Origin of the sequence: Chitiniphilus eburneus (assembly GCF_005048205.1) — a bacterium.
Classification (GTDB): domain Bacteria; phylum Pseudomonadota; class Gammaproteobacteria; order Burkholderiales; family Chitinibacteraceae; genus Chitiniphilus; species Chitiniphilus eburneus.
Genome location: NZ_SUMF01000014.1, coordinates 1 through 14,204, shown reverse-complemented (window position 1 = coordinate 14,204; position 14,204 = coordinate 1). Strand labels below are relative to the sequence as shown.

The 14,204-nt window shown below is 59.5% G+C and carries 13 protein-coding genes; 11 read left to right on the top strand and 2 right to left on the bottom strand.

The genetic code is table 11. From position 1 onward, the window contains the following. Window positions 1–54: 54 nt before the first annotated feature. Window positions 55–240 (top strand): YjfB family protein, encoded by a 186-nt coding sequence (locus tag FAZ21_RS12490; RefSeq protein ID WP_136773775.1) that lies wholly within the window; start codon window positions 55–57, stop codon window positions 238–240. 180 nt (window positions 241–420) lie between these two features. Then, complete coding sequence (locus FAZ21_RS12485; RefSeq protein WP_169307382.1) at window positions 421–975, top strand: phasin family protein; 555 nt, start codon at window positions 421–423, stop codon at window positions 973–975. 62 nt (window positions 976–1,037) lie between these two features. Here FAZ21_RS12485 and FAZ21_RS12480 read toward each other — a convergent pair whose 3' ends face one another. Continuing rightward, window positions 1,038–1,679: a hypothetical protein gene (locus FAZ21_RS12480; protein ID WP_136773773.1), complete on the bottom strand. Its 642-nt coding sequence runs from the start codon at window positions 1,677–1,679 to the stop codon at window positions 1,038–1,040. Continuing rightward, window positions 1,676–2,425, bottom strand: a complete 750-nt coding sequence (fnr, locus tag FAZ21_RS12475) for a fumarate/nitrate reduction transcriptional regulator Fnr (RefSeq protein WP_246038630.1) — start codon at window positions 2,423–2,425, stop codon at window positions 1,676–1,678. Before fnr ends, FAZ21_RS12480 begins: the two co-directional genes overlap by 4 nt. 132 nt (window positions 2,426–2,557) lie before the next feature. Between fnr and hemN the strand changes: the two genes are divergently transcribed. The 9 genes from hemN to FAZ21_RS12430 form a co-directional block, all read left to right on the top strand. Continuing rightward, window positions 2,558–3,955 carry an oxygen-independent coproporphyrinogen III oxidase gene (gene hemN, locus FAZ21_RS12470; RefSeq protein ID WP_136773772.1) on the top strand — a complete coding sequence of 466 codons (1,398 nt, stop codon included), beginning with the start codon at window positions 2,558–2,560 and terminating at the stop codon, window positions 3,953–3,955. A gap of 59 nt (window positions 3,956–4,014) precedes the next feature. After that, a complete protein-coding gene (locus tag FAZ21_RS12465) occupies window positions 4,015–4,728 on the top strand; it encodes a sulfite exporter TauE/SafE family protein (RefSeq protein ID WP_246038628.1) in 714 nt (237 codons plus the stop codon). A gap of 112 nt (window positions 4,729–4,840) precedes the next feature. Continuing rightward, on the top strand, window positions 4,841–5,209 hold the full coding sequence (locus tag FAZ21_RS12460; RefSeq protein ID WP_136773771.1) for a response regulator: 369 nt from the start codon (window positions 4,841–4,843) through the stop codon (window positions 5,207–5,209). Window positions 5,210–5,223: 14 nt separating this feature from the next. Beyond that, complete coding sequence (locus tag FAZ21_RS12455; RefSeq protein WP_136773770.1) at window positions 5,224–5,841, top strand: chemotaxis protein CheC; 618 nt, start codon at window positions 5,224–5,226, stop codon at window positions 5,839–5,841. Beyond that, window positions 5,842–6,795, top strand: coding sequence for a sensor domain-containing diguanylate cyclase (locus FAZ21_RS12450; RefSeq protein ID WP_136773769.1), 954 nt, complete (start codon window positions 5,842–5,844; stop codon window positions 6,793–6,795). It begins immediately after the preceding gene. Between the two features lie 244 nt (window positions 6,796–7,039). Further along, window positions 7,040–8,962 carry a PrkA family serine protein kinase gene (locus FAZ21_RS12445; protein WP_136773768.1) on the top strand — a complete coding sequence of 641 codons (1,923 nt, stop codon included), beginning with the start codon at window positions 7,040–7,042 and terminating at the stop codon, window positions 8,960–8,962. Between the two features lie 106 nt (window positions 8,963–9,068). After that, complete coding sequence (locus tag FAZ21_RS12440; protein ID WP_136773767.1) at window positions 9,069–10,352, top strand: YeaH/YhbH family protein; 1,284 nt, start codon at window positions 9,069–9,071, stop codon at window positions 10,350–10,352. 88 nt (window positions 10,353–10,440) lie between these two features. Continuing rightward, window positions 10,441–11,979, top strand: coding sequence for a SpoVR family protein (locus FAZ21_RS12435; RefSeq protein ID WP_136773766.1), 1,539 nt, complete (start codon window positions 10,441–10,443; stop codon window positions 11,977–11,979). 422 nt (window positions 11,980–12,401) lie between these two features. Then, the coding region (locus FAZ21_RS12430) for a DUF6531 domain-containing protein (RefSeq protein ID WP_136773765.1) at window positions 12,402–14,204 on the top strand (1,803 nt) is incomplete at its 3' end.

Genomic DNA, 14,204 nt, shown 5'->3' with positions numbered 1-14,204 from the left:
CATCGCCCCCCATGCGGCGTATGGTTACGGAAGATGTATTAGAAGGGGCTAATCATGGAAATGTCGCTGGTAAACGCTGCAAGCAATGCGGCACCGGCCCAGGTTGCCGTGGCCAACAACGTGTTGCGGAAGTCGCTCGACGCCCAACAACAGAACGTGGCATCGCTGTTGCAGGCCTTGCCGCAGCCGGCTACCGTCAATCCGCCCAATCTGGGGCAGAATGTGGACGTCAGGGCCTGACCGGTCTTCAGGCCAGTCAATGAAAAGGCAGCTTTCGAAGCTGCCTTTTTTGTTGTCTGCGGCTACCGTTTGTCATTGTCATGTTGCGATGCACAAAAACCACCTTGACATCATGAAGGCGTCTCCCGACAATTGCGTATGTTGCAATGCACCATCAAATTTTTTCGGAGAAACTTTCAAATGTTCAACGTTCCCCAATTCAACGCCGCCCAGTTTGCCGAAGCCAACCAGGCTGGCCTGGAAAAGTCGCTTCGCCTGTCGCAGATCGCCCTGAGCGGTGTTGAGCGCCTGGTTGCCCTGCAAATGGGCGTGGCTCGCGAACTGCTGTCCGAACATGCCCAGACCACCAAGGCCTTGGCCGAAGTGAAGGATGTGCAGGGTCTGGTCGCGCTGCAACGCCAACTGGCCCAGCCGTCCGTGGACAAGACCCTGGATGTGGCCCGTTCGGTGTTCGACGCTGCGAGCGCCACCCAGCATGAGCTGTCCAAGCTGATCGAAGAACAGGTTCTGACTTTCAACAAGAACCTGATCAGCACGCTCGACCAGGCTATCGACTCTGCTCCGAACGGCACCGGCGCTGCCGTGTCCGTTCTGCGTAACGCAGTGGAATCCGCTGCCAGCACCTACGACAGCGTGGCCAAGACGACCCAGAAGCTGGCTTCCGACTTTGCGCAGGCCGCCGTCAACGGTGCCGAGCAAACCGCCAAGGCCGCTGTGCGTCGCAAGAGCGCCTGATCCAGGTTGTACGCATCAATGAAAAAGAGCGGCTGATCAGCCGCTCTTTTTTTATCGGGAAGTCATGCGGAAGAGGATGCCTGAACGCTGGCGAGTAGCGTGCGGCACATCATGGAGGCGGGACTCAGGGCTGGCGCATTGCCGGCCTGCTCCTCGACCACCAGATAGTCCTTGGCCAGCTGGATGGCGTCGGGAACGTATTTGCCCGCCTGTTCCTGCCAACTGACGGGGTCAAAAGCGGCGATGCCGTGCGGGCCGCGATCGGCCAGCCATTGCACGACATCGCTTTGCTGCAATGCCCAGAACTGGGAAAGGGTGCCGAACAGGCAGCCTGCGCCTGTCCCGCCACCGCGCAACCACCCCGAGGGCAGTGGCGCCCATTGATCCAGCCAGGGGGCGGCCAGCTGTTGTGCCTGGGCAGAGCCACCGACTGCAATCATCCAGCCGTACTCGGCGGCGGCGGGGTGATCGAACAGCACCCTGAAATCGATCAGTTCGCCGCCCGCCGCGTGGATCTTGGCCTGTAGCCCCGGTAAATCCGGCAGGGCATGCGTAGCGTCGAGCAGCAGCAACCCCTGGGGAAGGGCGGCGGGCAGTTCGCTGGCCGCAAAGGCAAGTGGGGAATCCTGCTTGAGACGTGCCACCAGCCTGGGAAGTAGATCGGCCGGCGCGAGTAAACCAACTGAGCCAGCCATGTCGATCACCCCGGGCAGTTGCTGACAAGATGGCGCAGTGCGTCCTGATCGATGAGTTCGATCAGTCGGTTCTGCACCTTGATGAAACCCTGGTCCTGGAACTTGGACAAGGTCCGGCTTACTGTTTCGAGCTTTAGTCCAAGATAGCTGCCAATTTCTTCGCGGGTCATCCGCAGGTGGAAACTGGACGACGAATAGCCACGCAGCGCAAACCGTTGCGACAGGTTAAGCAGGAAAGCCGCGATGCGTTCTTCCGCCTTCATGTTGCCAAGCAGCAGCATGACCCCATGATCGCGCACGATTTCGCGACTCATGACCTTGTAGAAGTGATGCTGGAGCGACGGAATCTTCCGCGCCAGTTCTTCCATGTCGGCGAAGGGCAGTTCGCACACTTCGCTGTCTTCCAGCGCGATCGAGTCGCAGGTATGGAAATCCGTGCTGACGGCATCCATCCCGATCAGGTCGCCCGTCATGTGGAAGCCGGTGACTTGCTCGCGTCCGTCTTCCGAAACCACGCTTGTTTTGAAGAAGCCCAGCCGGACAGCAAACAACGAACGGAACGGTTCGCCTGCACGGTAGAGCGCTTCCCCGCGCTTGATCGGCTTGCCCTGGGAAACCAGGGCATCCACTGCATGCATCTCGTCAGGCGATAGCCCAAGAGGCAGGCACAGCTCACGCAGGCTACAACTGGAACACGCCTGACGTAGATGCTTGAGGCCGATTTCGCGAACGGGTATGGGAGAGAGCATGCTCATAGTCGCCTGACAGATTGATGGCCGTTGGGCATATGCGCCAGGCCGGCCGGTTTTGCCTTGATCTGGCTCAACAGCTCGCAGAAGAGACACAGGCAAGCTTGCGGCTCAAGACGAACTGAGAGCGAATACGACATGGACGCTGGTTTTGACTTGCAACGGGCAGTTTTCGATCGAGGCTTGATCGAACGCTACGACGGCAAAGGCCCAAGGTACACATCGTATCCAACAGCAGACCGGTTTGTCGCGCTCGATGCTGCACATTATCGTGAAGCCATTGAGCTGCGACAGCCCGGGACAGCCGCCAAACCGCTCTCATTATATTTCCATCTGCCCTTTTGCGACACGATCTGCTACTACTGCGCCTGTAATAAAGTCATAACCAAAGATCGGGCGCAAGCCGCCAGTTATCTGAGTTACCTGGAGCGCGAGATGGCGCTGGCCGCTGCCGGCCTTGCCAGGAAGGGCGCGGTTCAGCAGCTGCATCTGGGTGGTGGAACCCCCACTTTTTTCGACGATGCGCAGCTTGGAAAGCTGATGTCCGAGGTGCGTCGTCACTTCGATCTGCACCCTGAAGGTGAATATTCCATTGAGATTGATCCGCGTAAGGTGAGGTCTGGCACCATCGCGGCCCTGGCGGGCTACGGCTTCAATCGCATGAGTGTCGGCGTGCAGGATTTCGACCCCGCGGTGCAAATCGCGGTGAACCGGGTGCAACCCGAAGCCCAGACGCGTGGCGTCATCGAGGCTGCGAAAGCCGCTGGTTTTCGCTCGGTCAGCGTCGACCTGATCTACGGTCTGCCGTTGCAGTCGCGGGCGAGCATCGCCAAGACCATTTCACGCGTGGCCGCCATTCGCCCGGACCGGATCGCGCTCTACAACTACGCGCACCTGCCGGGGCGCTTCATGCCGCAACGCCGTATCGATGAAACACTGTTGCCGACACCGTCGGAGAAGCTGGACATCCTGGGCGATTGCATCGAGACCTTGCAGCAGGAAGGTTACGTCTACATCGGCATGGACCACTTTGCCCTGCCCGATGATGACCTTGCCATCGCCCAGCGGCGTGGCTGCCTGCAGCGCAACTTCCAGGGATATTCCACTTATCCGGAATGCGACCTGATGGCGTTCGGCATCTCGGCGATCGGCATGATCGGCACCATGTATGCCCAGAACGTCAAGACCACCGACGAGTACTACGCCGCCCTGGATGCCGGCGAACTGCCCGTGGAGCGAGGCCGGCTCATGACGCGTGACGATCTGGTTCGCCGCGCGGTCATCCAGATGCTGATGTGCCAGTTCCGACTGGAGTTCTCCCGCATCGAAATTGGCTACACCATTGATTTCGGTAGCTACTTTGCGGAAGAATTGTGCGCGCTCTCTGCCTTTATCGATGACGGGCTGCTGGTGATCGACGAAGAGGGGATGGAGGTCACGCCGCGTGGCCGCATGCTGGTTCGTTCGATCGCCATGGTCTTTGACCGCTATCTGCGGGATCAACCTCGTCCGGAAGGATATTCCCGCCTGATCTGATCACCGTTTCCGAGTCGGGGGCCGCCTTTGCATTGGCGAGGGCGTGGATAGCGTGGTTCATGGCTTGGGCCTGGATCATTGTCGCAACCCGCTCCCGACTGGTTTTCTCGATGCCGCTTCCCGATATCAGCTTGCTTGCCTTGTTCCTGGCCGGATTGGTCGGGGGCGGGCATTGCCTGGGCATGTGTGGCGGCGTGGTCACGGCGTTCACGCTCCAGTTGCCTCCCGGGCCGCGCTGGCCCTATCTGGTTGGGTTCAACATCGGTCGCGTACTGGGTTACACCTTGATTGGCGCGCTGGTCGGCACCTTGGGCAGCCTGCCGGCGCTCTTTGCCCTTAACCCCATCAAGATTGCACTCTGGTTTTTGGCGAATCTGCTGCTGATCGTCATGGGGTTGTATATCGCTGGCTGGGCCCGCTGGTTCGTTCGGCTCGAAATGCTGGGTCTGCCACTGTGGCGGCGTATACAACCGTTCCTGCGACGCTTTTTGCCGATCCGGCGCTGGCGGCATACGCTGGTGGTCGGGGCCTTGTGGGGATGGCTGCCGTGCGGCTTGGTCTATTCTGCAAGTTTGACTGCAATGGCAAGCTCTTCGACAGCAAGTGGGGCATTATTGATGATGATGTTTGGATTGGGCACGCTTCCCAATTTGCTGGCGATCGGAATGGCGGCGGAAACTTTACGTCGCTGGCTGACTAAGCCCTGGATCAGGCAGGCATTAGGGTTGATCCTGATCGCCGTCGGCCTCGTCAGAATGACTGCCTGGCGGTAAGCTGCGCACAACCGTCGGATGCGCTATCCACAAATAGAGTGGCATCGTCTACACTAGCCACCTCAGTTTGCTTACGTACTATAAAAACACGTTTTTCGGGGAAAACCGGTCGATGCCTACGCCGATTCTGGTCGTCGATGACTCAGTCATGGCGCGCAAGATGTTGATTAAGGCCCTGCCTGCGGGGTGGGATGTTGAAATCACACAGGCAGGCAATGGCCTGGAAGCCTTGGCCGCCTACCGCGAGGGCAAGGCGGAGGTGATGTTTCTTGATCTCACCATGCCGGAACTGGATGGCTATGGCGTGCTGGAAACGCTCCAGGCGGAAGGCCTCAATAGTTTTGTCATCGTGGTGTCGGCCGATATCCAGCCGTTGGCGCGCGAACGCGTGCGTCAGCTGGGCGCGCTGGCCTTTGTGAAGAAGCCGGTGGAGCCGACCCAGATCGAGTCTATTCTTCGCGAATACGGGATTGCGCTGTGAATACGGGAATCGCGATGAATGACCAACTGCTGCTCACGCCTGATCAACGCGATGCGTTGCAGGAAGTCACGAATATCGCGATGGGGCAGGCCGGCGCGCAGTTGGCGCAGATCCTGGAAGTATTCGTGCAGTTGTCGGTGCCGCGAATCAACATCACCGAATCTGCCAACATCGCCGGCAATATCCTGCAACTGGTGGGTACGCCCCAGTCCGTGACGGCGATACGCCAGGCGTTCTCCGGCACGCTGCGCGGCGAGGCGATGGTGGTCTACGACGAGAACGGGTGCCGCGATCTGGCGGACCTGATGGGTTACGAAGACGACATCGACCGTGACAGCGAGCGCGAGTTGCTGCTGGACGTGGGCAATGTGCTGGTCGGGGCCTGCCTCAATGGCATTGCCGAGCTGCTGCAAGCCAAGCTCAGCTTTTCCGCGCCCACCATCATGGCCGAGAACGTCGAGGTTGGCAGGCTGATCAATCCGCAGCAGTTGACCTGGAATTACGCATTGCTGGTGGAAGTGCACTTCACCCTGGAGGTGCGCGATTTCACCTGCCATCTGATGACGTTGATGCCGGAGGAGTCCATCGTGGCGCTGAAGTCGGCGCTCGATGCCTTCATGGAAAACTTCTAAATGCTCTCGCCCGCTGATTTCATCGTCAGCGAAATCAATGCCGGTATTTTCATGCTGGATCGGGAATACCGGGTGCTGCTCTGGAACCGTTTCATGGCCCATCACAGTGGGCTTGAAAGTGAAGCGGCGATCGGGCGCAACCTGTTCGAGCTGTTTCCCGAGTTGCCGCAGAAATGGCTGGTCAAGAAGATCGACAGTGTCTTCGTGCTGAAGAATTTTGCCTTCACCTCCTGGGAGCAGCGCCCCTACCTGTTTCGCTTCCAGCACAATCGCCCCATTACCGGCGGCATCGACTACATGCGGCAAAACTTCACCTTCATGCCCATGCGCGACGAGAGCGGTGAGGTCGAAGCCGTGGTGGTGACATTGCTGGATGCCACCGATTCGGCGATCTACCAGACCATGATGCAGGGCGCGATGCAGAAGCTGGAAGAAAGCTCCAATCGCGATGGCCTCACCGGGGTGTTCAATCGGCGCTACATCGACGCGCGGATTTTCGACGAGATCCAGCGCATCCAGCGTTATCAGGCGGTGCCATTCAGCGTGGTGCTGCTTGATCTCGACCACTTCAAGCGCATCAACGATACCTACGGCCATCTGGCGGGTGATGAGGTGCTGCGCGAAGTGGCGCGGCGTGTGCAGCCCGGCTTGCGCGAGCCGGATGTCTTTGGTCGTTATGGTGGCGAGGAATTCATCCTGATCCTGCCGCAGACCGATATCGAAGGCGCACGCGCGGCCGCCGAACGCATTCGCTTTGCCATCGGCTCCGAGACGATCGTCAGCGGCGATGAGCACATCGCGGTCACGGCCAGCCTGGGGGTTGCCGAGTTCGCGCCACCATTCGCCACGGCTGCCGAAGTGACCCAGGCGGCGGACGAAGCGCTGTACCAGTCCAAACACGCGGGGCGCAATCGCGTCAGTGTGTACGTGGCGCAACAGTCCAAGGTGGGCTGAGCCTGCGACCTGTGGTCGAATCGACCACCGGCAGCCACCCGCAAAGGGTGCTGATTCCCTTAAGTTATTTCCCGCTCTAAATACCGGTTTTCATTCTCAGGCCCACCTCGGCATGCCGACGGCATTCCGGCCGTCGCAGGCACGCGTCTATAACGTAACTGTTCATCCCGAGCACTCGAACTTTCTGTGTCGAGCTTGCCTAAAAACCAGACTTGCCCTCGTCCCACGCCGCTGGAGGTGCCTCATGGATATCTTCAATCACTTTTCCTCGCGTTACGAACGAACCCGCGAAGAGGAGTTGTCCCTCAAGGAATATCTGGAGCTGTGCAAACGGGACCCGGCCGCCTATGCCTCTGCCGCCGAGCGGATGTTGATGGCGGTCGGCGAGCCGGAAATGATCGATACCCGCCTGGACGCCCGGCGCAGCCGCATGTTCCAGAACAAGGTGATCCGGGTTTATCCGGCGTTCCGCGAGTTCTACGGCATGGAAGAGGTGATCGAACAGGTGGTGTCTTACTTCCGCCACGCTGCGCAGGGGCTGGAGGAAAAGAAGCAGATTCTCTATCTGCTGGGGCCGGTGGGCGGCGGCAAAAGCTCGATCGCCGAAAAGCTGAAGGAGCTAATGGAGCGTGTGCCGTTCTACTGCCTGAAGGGCAGCCCCGTCCACGAGTCGCCATTGGGTCTGTTCAATGTCGATGAGGATGGCGACATCCTGGAACAGGAGTACGGCATTCCGCGGCGCTACCTGCGCACCATTCCCAGCCCGTGGGCGGTGAAACGGCTACAGGAATATGGTGGTGACATCGACCAGTTCCGCGTGGTGAAGCGTTACCCGTCGGTACTGCGGCAGATCGCTGTCGCCAAGACCGAACCGGGCGATGAGAACAATCAGGACATTTCGTCGCTGGTGGGCAAGGTGGATATCCGCAAGCTGGAAAAATACGCCCAGGACGACCCCGATGCCTACAGCTATTCCGGCGGCCTGTGCCTGGCCAACCAGGGATTGCTGGAATTCGTCGAAATGTTCAAGGCTCCGATCAAGGTCCTGCATCCATTGCTGACCGCTACGCAGGAAGGCAATTTCAAGGGCACCGAAGGCTTTGGCGCGATTCCGTTCGAAGGCATCATCCTGGCGCACTCCAACGAATCCGAATGGAAGCAGTTCCGCAACAACCGCAACAACGAAGCCTTCCTCGACCGCATTTATATCGTCAAGGTGCCGTACAGCCTGCGGGTGACCGAGGAAATCCGCATCTACGACAAGCTGATCCGCAATTCGTCGCTGGCGGAGGCGCCGTGCGCCCCCGGCACTTTGAAGATGATGGCGCAGTTCTCGGTGCTGTCGCGGCTCAAGGAGCCGGAGAACAGCAGCATCTTTTCCAAGATGCAGGTGTACGACGGTGAAAACCTGAAGGACGTCGATCCCAAGGCCAAGTCGATTCAGGAGTACCACGACTTTGCCGGGGTCGATGAAGGCATGACCGGCCTGTCCACGCGTTTTGCGTTCAAGATTTTGTCCAAGGTATTCAATTTCGACCATCAGGAAGTGGCCGCCAACCCGGTGCATCTGTTGTATGTGCTGGAGCAGAGCATCGAGCGCGAACAGTTTCCGCAGGAAACCGAGCAGCGCTACATCAGCTACCTGAAGGAATACCTCGCGCCGAAATATGTGGAATTCATCGGCAAGGAAATCCAGACGGCCTATCTGGAAAGCTATTCCGAATACGGGCAGAACATCTTCGACCGCTATGTCACCTTTGCCGACTACTGGATCCAGGATCAGGAGTATCGCGATCCGGATACCGGCGAAGCATTCGATCGCAATGCGCTCAACAATGAACTGGAAAAGATCGAAAAGCCGGCGGGGATTTCCAATCCCAAGGATTTTCGCAACGAAATTGTCAATTTCGTTCTGCGGGCTCGGGCCAGCAATGCCGGCAAGAACCCGGCCTGGACCAGCTACGAAAAACTGCGCACCGTGATCGAGAAAAAGATGTTCTCCAACACCGAGGAACTGCTGCCGGTGATCTCCTTCAACGCCAAGGCCAGCGCCGAGGAACAAAAAAAGCACGAAGACTTCGTCAATCGCATGGTGACCAAGGGCTATACGGCCAAGCAGGTGCGATTGCTGTGCGAATGGTATTTGCGCGTGAGGAAATCATCCTGACGGCGGATCGCTGAATCGGCCAGGTGAGGCGAAGCCCCGCATCGCTTCCCCTGTCCGCCCGGCCCGCCCTGGCGGGGTGCCCTTCACGCCACACAGGAAACCGACCATGTTCCATCTGATAGACCGGCGCTTGAATGGCAAGAACAAATCGGCGGTGAACCGCGAACGCTTTTTGAAACGCTTCAAGGGGCAGATCAAGGAGGCGGTGGCGCGCGCCGTCAAGGATCGTTCGATTACCGATATCGAGCGCGGCGAAAAGGTATCGATTCCGGTCAAGGACATCAACGAACCCACGTTCGGCCACGCACAGGGCGGTGTGTGGGAGCGGGTGTTTCCCGGAAACAAGGAATACATCAAGGGCGATGAGTTCGACCGCCCGCAAAGTGGCGGCGGTGGGGGAGGCAGCGGTGGCGCGGGCGACGGTGGGGAAGGGCAGGACGACTTCGTGTTCGAACTGACCCGTGAGGAGTTCCTCAACTTCTTCTTCGACGATCTGGAGCTGCCCAACCTGATCAAGACCCAGCTCCAGCAGACCACCACTTTCAAGCCGATGCGCGCGGGCTATACCAGCGATGGCACGCCCACCAACATCCACGTACTGCGCAGCCTGCGCGGCGCTCTCGGCCGGCGCATCGCGTTGTCCGCCACGCCGATGGAAGACCTGAACGCGGCGCAGGAAAAACTGGATGAGTTGCTGGAAACCTGCGACGAGCATGACCCGCAGGTGATCGCGCTGATGGCCGAAATCCGCGAGCACAAGGGGCGGCTGGCGCATATCCCCTGGATTGATCCGTTCGACCTGCGCTACAGCAACCGTGTACGTGTGCCCAATCCCACCACCCAGGCGGTGATGTTCTGCGTGATGGATGTATCGGGCTCGATGGACGAAATGAAAAAGGATATCGCCAAGCGCTTTTTCATCCTGCTCTACCTGTTTCTGGAGCGGGCCTACGAGAAGATCGAGGTGGTGTTCGTGCGCCATCACACGCAGGCATTCGAAGTGAACGAGGACGAGTTCTTCCACGCTCGCGATACCGGTGGCACCGTGGTGTCGTCGGCACTGAAGCTGGTGAAGAAGATCATTCTCGAACGCTACCCCAGCAACGACTGGAACATCTACGTGGCCCAGGCATCGGACGGCGACAACTGGGATTCCGATTCCCCCACCTGCCGCGAGTTGCTGGCGAACGACATCCTGCCGTTGCTCCAGTACTACGCCTACGTGGAGATCACGGAAGGCGAGCCGCAGAATCTCTGGTACGAGTACGAGCGTGTCGCGGCGCAGTACCGCCATTTCACGATGCGGCGCATTCGTGAAGCCGGCGAAATCTGGCCGGTGTTCCGCGACCTGTTCAAGAAGGCCGGCCTGGGTGAACGCAGCGCGGCGTGATCGCCCGCCCAGACCCGGCAGCAGGCCCCGTTGATTCGATATTCCGCCACGGCGATGGCCGGCGGCGGTCACGCAGCAGAGGTCGCCCATGACTCGCCTCGCCCATACCGATGCCACGGCAGAGCCGCTCTCCACCGGCTCCGAGTGGACCTTCGAACTGATCCAGCGCTACTACGACGAAATCGCCCGTATTGCCGCTGACTTCGGCCTGGATACCTATCCCAACCAGCTCGAGATCATCTCCGCCGAGCAGATGATGGACGCCTATGCCTCGGTGGGCATGCCGGTGATGTATCACCACTGGAGCTATGGCAAGCACTTTCTCGCCACGCAGAAGCACTACCAGCGCGGCGCGATGGGGCTGGCCTACGAAATCGTGATCAATTCCAATCCCTGCATCGCCTATCTCATGGAAGAAAACACCATGACGATGCAGGCACTGGTGATTGCCCACGCCGCGTTTGGTCACAACAGCTTTTTCAAGGGCAACTATCTGTTCCGGACCTGGACCGAGGCCGACGCCATCATCGACTACCTGGTTTTCGCCAAGCATTACATTGCCGAATGCGAGGCGCGCCACGGCGAAGACAAAGTGGAAGAGTTGCTCGATTCCTGCCACGCTTTGATGAACTATGGGGTGGATCGCTACAAGCGCCCGCAGAAGCTGTCGCTGGCGCAGGAGCGGGCACGGCTGGTCGAACGCGAGGAATACCAGCAATCGCAGGTGAACACGCTCTGGCGCACCATTCCGCGACTGATGGAAGAGCGCGAACAAGCGCAGCAGACGCCGCGCTTTCCCGATGAACCGCAGGAAAACCTGCTGTACTTCATCGAAAAATTCGCCCCCCTGCTCGAACCCTGGCAGCGCGAGCTGGTGCGCATCGTGCGCAAGGTGGCGCAGTATTTCTACCCCCAGCGCCAGACCCAGGTGATGAACGAAGGCTGGGCCACTTTCTGGCACTACACCCTGATGAACCGGCTGTACGATGAAGGTCTGCTCACTGACGCGGCCATGTTCGAGTTCCTGCACAGCCACACCAATGTCGTGGCGCAACCAGGCGTGGATAGCCCCTATTTCAACGGCATCAACCCTTATGCGCTGGGCTTTGCCATGTATCGCGATATCCAGCGCATCTGCACCGAACCCACCGAGGAAGACCGGCAGTGGTTCCCGCAACTGGCCGGCACCGACTGGCGCGAAGCGCTGGATTTCGCCATGCGCAACTTCAAGGACGAGAGCTTCATCGCGCAATACCTATCACCCAAGCTGATCCGCGATTTCCATCTGTTCTCCGTGCTGGATGACGACCAGAACGCGCGGCTGAAGGTTTCGGCGATTCACGATGAGGCGGGCTATGCCGAGATCAGGCGCAAGCTGGCGGAGCAATACAACCTGGCTGCGCGCGAGCCAAACATCCAGGTCTACGAGGTGAACACCCGCACCGACCGAGCGCTGACGCTTCGCCACTACCAGCACCAGCGCCGCCCTCTGGCCAACAGCGTGCACGAGGTCCTGAAGCATGTAGCGCGGTTGTGGGGGTTTACCGTAAAGCTGGAAAGTGTGGATGACGAGGGGCGGGTGATTCTTACGTATGACTGCAAGGTTGAAAAGCGCCACGGGCTATGACAACGTGGTGACTCCTATTATTCTTACGGATGGTCGCTGGATGCCCAACTTGGAGCCGTGCCTTTTTGCATTGGCGAATGCCGATTTGCAATTGAAATGCCATTTGTTTTTGATGGCTTTTTTTGGGCGAGAACATGCCCATGTCCTCCTCTGGCGTGGAGGGGGAATCCATTAGCTCGCGCGGGCGATGCGCTAGAAATGCTTACTCAATAAGCCGTAGAGTAAAGAAATCGCTGTTTGAGGCGCATTTTTAGCCCTTCCCCTGAAAGCTTTTGCCGCTCTTGTTGCGGTGCACGACGCCTGTCTCCTGCTTCCGCCCATTTGTCTTGTTACCTCGATATGCCAACGAAATTGAATGGTGCGTCATGTATAACGGCGCACATTCTTGTTTCTAACTTGGCACTGTCGTGGAAATTGACAAAATGCAAGATAAAAAACCTGCGGTCGTCTCGATCCAGCACAAGGCCCAACTCCGCGCACGGCATTTCGCCTTGCTGCGCCCATTGGCCGCCGCCTTGTTGCTGGGTGGGGCGGGGCAGGCCTGGGGGGCAACCTGCTCGGTGGCCAATACCCTGATCGGCAGCGAGATCACCGCCACCGATGGGCCGAATACTGCGGGCGAGTTCCTCTACAAGCTCTCGCCGATTCGTTGCAGCGCAGGCAAGGTGGTCGTGTATGACTCCAGCCTGGGCTTCCCGGACGCGTTCGAGGTGGGTTGGGTGCTTCCGAGCCAGATCGAAAGCAATGGCACGCTCCAGGGCATGCGCTACAACTCCCGCGTGTTCAAGAATCAATGCAGCACGCATCTGGTTGTCGTGCACAAGAACTACACCGGCACCATCAATGATGGTGCCCCTGGCAGCGCCAACGTCAGCCTGACCGTGGCCGCGTATCCGGTGCGGACCGCTGTCTACCTCGACGTGTTCAAGCAGCCTCTCTACCTGCAACATGGGCCGACCGTTCCGCCCTGCATGCCCAATGTGCCATTCCCGCCGCAAGTGAAGGAAACCACCGGCTGCGATGTGCCCAATGGGGGCGACTGGACGCCGCTGTTCACCGCCGCCGGCCCGGCCACGCCGATTCGTAGCCAATGCGGCAATCCGATTGCCTTCAATAGCGGCCGCAAACTGCAGACCGAAGTGGATTACGCGCAAGCCGCCGGCACCGGCCTGAGCTTCACCCGCAGCTATGACAGCCAGTCTTCGGGTGTGGGCGCGGACGCCGGCGTGCTGGGCAATCGCTGGCAGCACAATCACGATTTCCGCCTGGTGTTCGTCGCCGCGCAGAGCAAGGTGTACGTCCGGCGCGGTTCCGGTGCCGTGATCCACTTCGTGCCCAAGCCCGGTGTGGCCGATCAATGGCAGGGCGACGCGGATATCGTCGATACCGTGAAGAAACTGGCCGACGGCTGGGAATACACCACCGCCGACCGGACGGTCGAACGCTACAACACCGACGGCCGACTGCTGCGTCGCACCTTTCGCAACGGCCAGTTCCTCGATTACACCAACGACGCCACCGGCCGGCTGACCAAGATTACCGACTACGTGGGCCGCACCCTGACCTTGGGCTACAACGCGACCGGACAATTGACGAGTGTGACCACGCCGAGCAACCACGTCATTGGCTATGGCTACACCGCCGGTGTACTCAGCAGTGTGACCTACCCGGACAACACCAGCCGCCAGTACCGCTATGTGGACCGGACGGTGGCTGGTACCACCGTGCCCACGCTGCTGACCGAGATCATCGACGAAAGCGCCATTTCCTACGCCAAATGGGATTACGACGCCAAAGCGGCCGCCTCGTTGAGCGAGCACGCCGCGAGTGTCGATCGCAACACCATCACCTATGGGCGCGATGCCACCGACAAGATCAACAGCGCGACCGTGATCGACCCGCTGGCAACCACCTGGGTCTACACATTGGCCGATGTGCTGGGCGTTCGCCGGCCGGTTGGCGAAACGCGCCAGTTCGACAACAAATCGCGCTCCCAGCTTTTCGATGCCCAGGGCAATCTGGTCAATGTCAGCGACTTCAACGGCACGCTCACCACTTACCAGTACGACCTGACGCGCAACCTGCCGCTTAGTGCCAGCGTTGCCGCCGGCACCCCGCAAGCGCGCACCATCACCACCACCTGGCATTCCACCCTGCGCCTGCCCGCCAGCATCACCGAACCGGGCCGCAGCACCACATTCACCTACGACGCCAACGGCAACCTG

Coding starts and splice junctions, on each gene's coding strand:
- FAZ21_RS12490 (WP_136773775.1), top strand. CDS start 55: ATGGAAATGTCGCTGGTAAACGCTGCAAGCAATGCGGCACCGGCCCAG.
- FAZ21_RS12485 (WP_169307382.1), top strand. CDS start 421: ATGTTCAACGTTCCCCAATTCAACGCCGCCCAGTTTGCCGAAGCCAAC.
- fnr (WP_246038630.1), bottom strand. CDS start 2,425: ATGAGCATGCTCTCTCCCATACCCGTTCGCGAAATCGGCCTCAAGCAT.
- hemN (WP_136773772.1), top strand. CDS start 2,558: ATGGACGCTGGTTTTGACTTGCAACGGGCAGTTTTCGATCGAGGCTTG.
- FAZ21_RS12465 (WP_246038628.1), top strand. CDS start 4,015: ATGGCTTGGGCCTGGATCATTGTCGCAACCCGCTCCCGACTGGTTTTC.
- FAZ21_RS12460 (WP_136773771.1), top strand. CDS start 4,841: ATGCCTACGCCGATTCTGGTCGTCGATGACTCAGTCATGGCGCGCAAG.
- FAZ21_RS12455 (WP_136773770.1), top strand. CDS start 5,224: ATGAATGACCAACTGCTGCTCACGCCTGATCAACGCGATGCGTTGCAG.
- FAZ21_RS12450 (WP_136773769.1), top strand. CDS start 5,842: ATGCTCTCGCCCGCTGATTTCATCGTCAGCGAAATCAATGCCGGTATT.
- FAZ21_RS12445 (WP_136773768.1), top strand. CDS start 7,040: ATGGATATCTTCAATCACTTTTCCTCGCGTTACGAACGAACCCGCGAA.
- FAZ21_RS12440 (WP_136773767.1), top strand. CDS start 9,069: ATGTTCCATCTGATAGACCGGCGCTTGAATGGCAAGAACAAATCGGCG.
- FAZ21_RS12435 (WP_136773766.1), top strand. CDS start 10,441: ATGACTCGCCTCGCCCATACCGATGCCACGGCAGAGCCGCTCTCCACC.